Source organism: Psittacicella hinzii (genome assembly GCF_003585885.1).
In the GTDB taxonomy this organism is placed as follows: domain Bacteria; phylum Pseudomonadota; class Gammaproteobacteria; order Enterobacterales; family Psittacicellaceae; genus Psittacicella.
The window spans coordinates 1-3,754 of sequence record NZ_NRHC01000132.1; the positions used below are offsets into that span (position 1 = coordinate 1).

The 3,754-nt window shown below is 34.3% G+C and carries 1 protein-coding gene; it reads left to right on the plus strand.

The annotated features are described in order from the left end of the window. Positions 1 to 344 precede the first annotated feature (344 nt). On the plus strand, positions 345 to 1,484 hold the full coding sequence (asd, locus tag CKF54_RS07600; protein ID WP_119525752.1) for an aspartate-semialdehyde dehydrogenase: 1,140 nt from the start codon (positions 345 to 347) through the stop codon (positions 1,482 to 1,484). The last annotated feature ends 2,270 nt before the right edge of the window (positions 1,485 to 3,754 follow it).

Consider the following 3,754-nt stretch of genomic DNA (forward strand, 5'->3'; position numbering starts at 1 on the left):
AGAAGGGCAGTCTGCCCTGCTAGAAATCGACGTAACCTAATGTTATTTAGTAATTTATTTAGGAGAAAATGATCAATTTCGGGAATCCCTATTCTTTGGCTGCTTTTGTTTCTTTGAGGTTCCCTTGCTTGCTTTAAGTTGCTTAAGTTGCTTAAGTTGCTTAATCTGTTTTGGTTGTTTTGGCTACTTAAGCTGTGCTAATTTAAGATGTTGAGCCTCCTATTTTTACCCGCGAGGTTATGCTATAATCAAAATAATGGCATATTTTTCGAGAAAAATATTTTGCCAAAAAAGAATTATAAAAAACGATACTAGCTTAACTAGATTAAATAGGAATTTCATATATGACATTTGCAGAAAAAGTAAAAGTTGCGATTGTAGGCTACCGCGGAATGGTAGGATCGGTTCTTGTAAACCGTATGTTAGAAGAAGATGATTTTGCTTTAGTTGATGCAAAATTTTTCTCAACCTCAACCCATGGTACCCCTGCACCAAAGGTTGGTAAATACGACCTAGGTTTAATTGGTGATGCAAACAGCGTAACTGAGCTAAGCAAATATGACATTATTATTACCTGCCAAGGTGGTGACTATACTAATGCTATGCACCCACAATTAAGAGCAGCAGGTTGGAATGGTTACTGGATTGACGCTGCTTCAGCTTTACGTATGAAAGATAACGTGAGCTTAATATTAGATCCAATCAATAAAGATCAATTAAAAGCTGCTTTAGAAGCAGGGCAAAAAGACTTTGCCGGTGCTAACTGTACCGTATCTTTAATGCTAATCGGTTTAGGTGGTTTATTTAGCAAAGGTTTAGTAGAAAACGTAATTGTAAGCTCATACCAAGCAGCTTCAGGTGCTGGTGCAGCAAACATGCGTGAGCTAATTGAACAGTTTGGTGCTCTACACAGCCATGTAGAAGCTGAACTAGCAGATAAAAGCAAAACTATGCTAGACGTAGCTGCCAAAGTACAAGAGAAATTAAGTACAGACTTACCAGCTCCTTACTTTGGTGCCCCATTAGCTGCAAGTTTAATTCCTTGGATTGATGCAAAACATGACCACGGCTTTACTAAAGAAGAGTGGAAAGGTCACGCTGAAACTAATAAGATTTTAGGATTTGCGGATAATACAATTAAAGTTGACTCAACTTGTGTTCGTGTTGGTGTACTACGCTCACACAGCCAAAGTATTACCCTAAAATTAAAAGAAAATCTTTCAGTAGAACAAATCGAACAATTAATTGCTGAACACAACAAATGGGCTTACGTAGTACCAAATGAAAAAGAACAAACCTTAGCACGTTTAACACCAACTGCAGTTTCTGGTACATTAAACATTGCTGTAGGTCGTGTACGTAAACTATCTTTAGGTGATGAATATGTAAGTATCTTCACCGTAGGTGATCAGTTATTATGGGGTGCTGCAGAACCATTACGTCGTATGTTACGTTTAGTGGTAGGTGCGCCTTTAGACTACTAATAACTAACAATTGTAGTATCTAACAAACAATTGTAGTAAGACACAATTTAAGTAACTAACCATTGTTGTAAATATACAACTCTATACAGCTGTATCTACTGTATAGAACAGTAAAGATAAAATGATAAAGGACGAGCAATACCAGCGTCAGCTGGAGGCTCGTCCTTTGTCTTTGCTAGCTTGCAATTCTCAGTCATAGTATTATCCGTAGTCTTACCTTAAGCTCTAGTTTTTTTGTCACCCTGTCCTTTATCTTCTTATTCCTTTGTCTTCTTACCCTAGACTCTTGTCTTTGCTCCATAACAGTATCAGCACAAGCAAAAGTATCAGCACAAGCAAAACTAGATCTCCTAAACAAAAAAAAACAACCAGTAGTTGCCTACTGGTTCGAAGATATAAGATTAAAAAGATAAAAGGATATATTTAAATAAAAAAATTAACTTGCTTATTTAAATTGATATGATAAGTTCTGAGAAAGTTAGTCGAGTTTGTGTAAAGTACCTCTTTAGTTATGGTAAGTTAATGAAAAAATATTTTCTTGCCACTACTAGTAAAGTGATTTAACTTAGGGATTCCCGAACAAAGAAGAAGCTAATGATTAAATATTATTAAATTTCTTACCTTTAGATTAAGTCAACAATCGATTTAAAGAAGGGTAGTATGCCCTGCTAGAAATCGAGATAACCTAATGTTATTTAGTAATTTATTTAGAAGAAAATGATCAATTTCGGGAATCCCTATTAACTAGGACTAAGTAATTAGATTCAAACTGAGACAAGTAAAAACTTGTGACAAGAAAATATTACCTTAGAATAGTACAGGAGAAATATATAGGGCAGTTTGTACTTATTTAAAAAATGTTGCTAAGTTAGTTAGAGATTTGGAGATTTATAAATGAAAGTAGACTTAGCAAAAACAACTAACACACTGGTGAGGTGAAGAGTTGTTTAAGGTTTGCTTTGCAAGCTCTTGGGACTGTCAGCTTAGGATAAAGTGCCTCAAGTAAGATTAAGAGATCTTGAGCTTAAACTCTCGTTTTGTTAATAAAGTAGTGAACTATATACAAGGTCTAGAATATATAAATTCTTTTTATTCCCGCTAACAAAATGAGCCTGCAAAACAAATTCTGGCGTAAAAAGCAATTAGAGTGATTTGGTTACTAAAACTAATTTGAGGTCAATTGTAAAAAACATACGTCAAACTCTCGTTAATTGCTAGCTTAATCTTTACTAAACAAGCAGTTATCAAACAACAGGTTGCTAAGTAAATAGTTGTTAAACAAATAATTGCTAGGCAAAAAATTTTAGCTAGTAGTAACTTGCCTTACTAGACTAGCTAAAATTAGTACTTAGGGTTTGAGGCATAATACTTGTTTTGGCTAACAAGATTTTCTTACTTAGGTAAAATTCCAAGAGACGCTGAACTATTTTGCTTTTTTGATCTTAGCATGCGCTTTCTTGACAAGTCTTGGCGCTCTAGTGTTTGACTTGCAGTTGATCATGAAGCTTGATAGTTAGGGGCATAACTTGAATGGTATTTAAGCTTTAGTTTTTAGGGCTTAAGTGCTAGTCATTGCTTTTTAATGCTTAGCAAAGCTTTAAATTGGGGGGTAAGGCTTTGCTAAGAATTAAATTCGGGGATGATGGTATTCGTAGACTAGTACATTAGACTATTAGAGTTTAGTTAGTCTGTTAACCTTAGCCTTAAGTCTGCTCTTTAAGTCTGCTTAGATTTTTAACCTTAGGTTTTAGGGTTTAAGCTCTTTGTAGCTTTTGAGCTTTTGAGCTTTTGAGCTTTTGAGCTGTTCTTGCCTTGAAGATTTGGGTTAGAGGGAAAAAGTAACTTCTACGTTTGTCTACGTGCGTAGAAGTCACTATAAACTAAGTTTGTTTTATTATCTATTAAGAGTGTTATCGCATAACTTATAAGTATTTGCTAACCCCACTAAAATTATCTTAAGGTGCGCGTGGAAAAATAGAGTGAGAGAAAAAAGCCACGCTTAGTCTCATAAAAAAGAAAGCACTTTAACAAGTGTTAGAATGCTTTCTTCTGACACAAATTCAAATATTTTAACTATCTTTTAGGAGACTAACTGAGCACTAATCTTTCTTTAGTGTGTTAGATGAGTTCTATTATAGCGAGTAAATGATAATGATTATCATTTGTATTTAAATTTATTTTACTAATATTTACTAACTGCTTGAAAATTAGTCAATCTAATTTTTATAAACCCACAATTAAATTGTGGGTTTATGTTTTGCATTATGTTT